The following is a 4,260-nucleotide window of genomic DNA, read 5'->3' as shown; positions in this document are numbered from 1 at the left end:
GAACGCAAAAAAAGGCAAAGCCAGCAGAACGACCATAAGCGGTTGGATGTAATAGTGATCGATGACCGGCTGCAATAGATAGATCAGTCCGGCACCAGCTGCGGCCACGAAGGCTCCAATGAAAAAGGCGGCTCGGCGGCTGGTGTGAAGGAACCCGCGCAATCCGTCCAGATCGCCGGTTTGCCTGTATTGCGGAATGAACCGGTTGGCCGACGAAGAAAATCCTCCGCACGCCACCACGCCAAGGACGATGACGCAAGTCCAGGCAACGGAATAAATTCCGTAATCATGCGCACCCATGAGACGTGCCAGGACAATTTGCGACAGATAGGCAAGCGCTGCACCGGCAATCCGTATGGCAAAAGTGGAAACCGCCATACGGCCAGCCGCCTGCTTGTCCGAACCGGTGCCCTTCAAAAAGCCCGCAGCATGGTCGATACCCTTCCCCAACACCTGAGGCCAGATGGCGTCTTGAAAACGCTTTGTCCAGGAATTGGCGGAAAATCGCACGTCGGGGTCCCTTGTAAATACAATTGCGTATTTTTGACACGAGGGACTTAATTTTCTATGGCGAATCCACCGGAAGAGGCCGATTAGTTTCACAGATCCGTGAAATCGGTCAGCCAATGGCCGGTTCCTTCCGGCCCAACGCAGCGCGGATAACGGTCATCTGCTCTAACGCGTCGTGATAAACGCCACCGGGACTGTCCAAGACGATAGTCGGCGCGATCTGCGATAGCGTGTGTCAGGCAGCCCCATGCCTGGTCTTGTCGGCGATGATCAGATCAGATTGAAGAGAAGCAATGACTTCAAGGCTCGGCGTTTTCCGGCTTCCGACCGATTGCCAATCCTTCCCGGTTGCATCCGTGTTTGCCGGAATGATGCTTTCAGACTTGTTGTCGTCGGCAATTCCAACTGGTTTCACACCGAGCGAAGCCAACGCATCGACAAAACTGTATTCCAGCACAGCAACCCGTTTCGGTGCATCGGGAACTGAACTGATCCCAATTCATGGGAAGTTTCGCCGGCCTGAGATGCCAGCGGGCCGTACGCTCCGAAAGAAATCATCAGGAATAGAAGTAAGTCGTTTGCGCATCATCAGGCCACCCGTAACTCCAAGACGTCCGGCAGTCGGATAGATTCAATTTCCGACAAGGTGACCGAACGGGGGCTGGAGCAGTTTCAATTCGACTTGCCATCGCCTGACTGCTCTCTCGTTTGGCTTGCCTGTTCGATAAAAAAGTCCGGAAAGCGAGATGAGCTCCCTCAAGGTTTGGGAAGGTTGGAGGCAGCGGTAATGTTCATGAGTTTTTGTGTCGAGTTTTCAAATTCAGATCTACCGTTTTGAGGGCAAACAAACTGATAACCCGCGTCAGGTTGGCACCTGAACATCGAGCCCGCTGTCATTCACCTGTAGCGCTCCACAGTTTTCCGCACTAAACCCCGACCGGGTCCGTTCTCTGGTTTCCGTCTATCCAGAGGCGGACCCGGCATGAGGTTCGTGTGTTCAGTAGAACTGGCGCCAGAAGCGGTAGGAATTTTCAAGTCGCCGCAGCCTGGCCTTGTCCCGATCACTCAGATGTTCCGACCGGGCGGTTAGAATTGTGATTTCCTTGTGCAATTCGTTCATATGACGATCCGCGTACTTCCTGAGCATATCCTCCTCCAATGTTGCGAAAGACCTATTGGAAGATATATTGCCTCAAATGAAGACAAAACATCAAATTAACTTTTCTTCATAATCTATAAATTCTACTATTAAGAATAAATAAAAGTTAACTTGATAACAGTAGGTATTACTGATAGGATATTTTTAAATATTCACGAATTAATTCAGAAAATTACTTGTAATTTTCTTCAGCTCGAAAACCAAGATTGCTTTATACATTTGCGACCGCTTCAAACTATGCCCTTGACAGGCGCAGCAAAATTTGGAACAAATCATGAACAAATGAAAATCTGACTTCGATTCTCCGTCGACTTCCAACAATAATTGTAGATGTGTCGAATTGGAAATTTCGGGAATCGCCTTGCGGATGACAGGGACTGCCTCTCCCTCCATCCGCTGTTAGATCCGGTCCCTGCCCCGCCGCCTTGCGCAGGGGCCGGATATCTCATTTGTCACTGAGTTGAGGTTTCAATAGATCGAACAGGGCGGGCCGGTCTTGCACGCGGGCAATCAGCATTCCTCCCTCCAACTGCGCCAGAACTGCAAGGCTCTGCCTTTCAATTTCCTCCGCCGAAAGCCTTCCACCCCAGGCTGTCTTTTTGAGCCCTTTTTGCAACCAAGCATCTGTACGATCAAAAAATCCCTTTGCCTCCTCGGCAACGGTTTCGGGCAATCCGGTAACTTCTGCGGCCAGCACTCCACACAGACACATTTGACCGTCGCTCGACAGAGCTCTGGCAAACTCGCCATGCAATTTCGACACTAGGTGCTGGGCATCTTCAGAGCTGTCTTCCGGATCTCCAAGGGCATCGAGAAACCGGTCGGTATAACGACGTGCAACGCAAGCGCCGAGGTCTGCCTTGGTCGGAAAATAGTAGTGAACGCTGGAACTTTTCACGCCGACACCCGCGGCGATTTCTCGAAAGCTGAACCCGTTGTAACCGTTCCGCCGGATCATGTTTTCCGCCAGATCCATTATCCTGCTTTCAGTTTCGGCGTGGGGTTTGGGCATCTCAGAAGTCCTTCATCTATCAATCGATAGATAAGGGTTGACATCCCGTTTCTCAACACCAATATCTGCACCATTCTAATCTACCTATCAGTAGGTAGATATTTAAATCAAGGATGGAGACGAGACATGACACAAGCAATAGCAATCATTCAGGGTGGTTCCTCGGGAATGGGCCTGGCCACAGCGCACAGGTTGGCAGCACGCGGAGTGCCCCTGATCCTGATCGGCAGAAACTCGGAAAAACTGACGCTGGCAAAAAACGAAATCGAGGCGCGTCACAACAGTTCCGTTGAAACCTGGCAGGCCGATGTGACGGACCCAAAAGATGTTGACGCCCTTGTTGAACGCATTGACGGGCTTGGGCGACCTGTCGCCCATCTCGTAAATGCAGCCGGCTATTTCAGCCCGAAACCGTTCCTGGAACATTCCGCCACCGATTTCGACCTTTATCACGCCTTTAACAGGGGCACATTCATGATCAGCCAGGCTGTGGCCCGAAACATGACCAACGCTGGAGCGGGATCCATCGTCAACCTGGGGTCCATGTGGGCACATCAAGCGGTCAAGGCGACGCCCTCTTCCGCCTATTCCATGGCCAAGGCCGGCCTTCACGCCATGACCCAGCACCTGGCAATGGAGCTTGGCGACCAGGGTATCCGTGTCAATGCGGTGGCACCCGCCGTTGTCGAGACACCAATTTATGGGGCATTCATCCCAGAAGATCAGATTTCAAAGACCTTGAAGGAAGGTTTTGACGCTTTTCACCCGATCGGACGGATCGGAACCGCTGACGACGTTGCCGCGACGGTCGATTTTCTTCTGTCTGACCAGGCCGATTGGGTCACGGGCGCGATCTGGGATGTCGACGGTGGCGTCATGGCAGGCAGGAACTGACGCTGCCGCGCATCAACGGACCGACACGCGAGAGCCCCGAACTTTCGGCGCTCCATCGCATTCGAATCGAAATCGAATTCACGCACCCCGGTCATTCGGGGAGCGCTTCAACATAATACCAGCGACCGGCTTTCTTCCGGAATCGGCTCAGCTCGCGATGCTTGGAAAGTTGGCCACCGGACAGATACCTGGCCTCGAACAGCACGGCGCCATCCCGGTCTGTCTCGCCGCCTTTATCGACGGTGAGAACCGTGAGACCGGCCCAATGGTTTTCCGCGGCCCACTTGGCTGTTGCGGCCCCGTCAAACCTGTCCTGGTATTTCGGCCAAAGCGTCTGCTTGAGGTAAGGGATGTTTTCTTGGACATAGGCCGAATAACGCGAGCGCATAAGCGCTTCGGCCGTCTTTGGTATTGCCTGACCACCGAGATACGGCTTGCAACACATCTCGAACGATGCCCCGCTGCCGCATGGACAAGACCCCTCAGCCATTAACTTCTCCCGAGTTTGCGTCTTTTCCGCTCTCTACCACTTGGCTGTTCCCGCCGCTATGATTTGTCCAGGTAATCCGCAGAATCGGGTCCCAGGCAGAATCGGGTCGAAGTATGAAACTGGCAACATTCAACATGGAATCATTCGGCTCCGACCGTTTTGACATAGCCGCGCTCCGGCCGCGCCTGGATGCCT

Annotated in this window: 6 protein-coding genes; 1 reads left to right on the top strand and 5 read right to left on the bottom strand. The window is 53.2% G+C overall.

What is annotated here, in order from left to right:
- The 4 genes from K5905_RS28675 to K5905_RS28660 form a co-directional block, all read right to left on the bottom strand.
- The coding region (locus K5905_RS28675) for an oligosaccharide flippase family protein (protein ID WP_297590812.1) at positions 1-510 on the bottom strand (510 nt) is incomplete at its 3' end.
- Positions 511-745: 235 nt separating this feature from the next.
- Positions 746-967 carry a hypothetical protein gene (locus tag K5905_RS28670; RefSeq protein ID WP_297590810.1) on the bottom strand — a complete coding sequence of 74 codons (222 nt, stop codon included), beginning with the start codon at positions 965-967 and terminating at the stop codon, positions 746-748.
- A 540-nt stretch (positions 968-1,507) separates the two neighbouring features.
- Positions 1,508-1,657 carry a hypothetical protein gene (locus K5905_RS28665; protein WP_297590808.1) on the bottom strand — a complete coding sequence of 50 codons (150 nt, stop codon included), beginning with the start codon at positions 1,655-1,657 and terminating at the stop codon, positions 1,508-1,510.
- Between the two features lie 457 nt (positions 1,658-2,114).
- Positions 2,115-2,681, bottom strand: coding sequence for a TetR/AcrR family transcriptional regulator (locus K5905_RS28660; protein ID WP_297590806.1), 567 nt, complete (start codon positions 2,679-2,681; stop codon positions 2,115-2,117).
- Between the two features lie 126 nt (positions 2,682-2,807).
- On the opposite strand from K5905_RS28660, the gene K5905_RS28655 reads away from it, so the two are divergent.
- Positions 2,808-3,575, top strand: a complete 768-nt coding sequence (locus K5905_RS28655; RefSeq protein WP_297590805.1) for an SDR family NAD(P)-dependent oxidoreductase — start codon at positions 2,808-2,810, stop codon at positions 3,573-3,575.
- A gap of 91 nt (positions 3,576-3,666) precedes the next feature.
- Here the strand turns inward: K5905_RS28655 and K5905_RS28650 are convergent, their stop codons facing one another.
- A complete protein-coding gene (locus K5905_RS28650; protein WP_297590802.1) occupies positions 3,667-4,065 on the bottom strand; it encodes a YchJ family metal-binding protein in 399 nt (132 codons plus the stop codon).
- Positions 4,066-4,260: the final 195 nt, after the last annotated feature.

The sequence above is a fragment of the Roseibium sp. genome (genome assembly GCF_025698965.1).
In the GTDB taxonomy this organism is placed as follows: domain Bacteria; phylum Pseudomonadota; class Alphaproteobacteria; order Rhizobiales; family Stappiaceae; genus Roseibium.
The sequence above is the reverse complement of the archived record's forward strand: the minus strand, read 5'-3'. Positions and strand labels throughout refer to the sequence as shown.